At 52.4% G+C, this 252-nt stretch carries 1 protein-coding gene; it reads right to left on the reverse strand.

Annotated elements, in window-relative coordinates; translation table 11 throughout:
• Positions 1-95: IS4/Tn5 family transposase DNA-binding protein (locus F2P44_RS36800; protein WP_223164990.1), on the reverse strand; the 95-nt coding region annotated here is incomplete at its 3' end.
• Positions 96-252 lie beyond the last annotated feature (157 nt).

Raw genomic sequence — 252 nt, forward strand, 5'->3', positions numbered from 1 at the left:
GCAAAGGTGTCCATCAATGTTCTCGCCCTCTTGTTGAGGCGCCCGTCGCCAAGATTCAGATCGGCAAATTCGTCGTCCGTCCACCGCTGTGTCATCTTGTCCAAGTGCGCCACCCAAAAGGCAAGAGAGCCAATTGCAAAACGATTTTTCTGAACTGGCCGGCATCACGGGAGCGCGACTTTCCATCGCATTTTCGTGATGCTGGACGAATTCTGGTCGGTTATGGTGGCGGAATCATGGTTAATCTCATTC

Source organism: Massilia frigida, assembly GCF_011682175.1.
Lineage (GTDB): Bacteria > Pseudomonadota > Gammaproteobacteria > Burkholderiales > Burkholderiaceae_D > Telluria_A > Telluria_A frigida.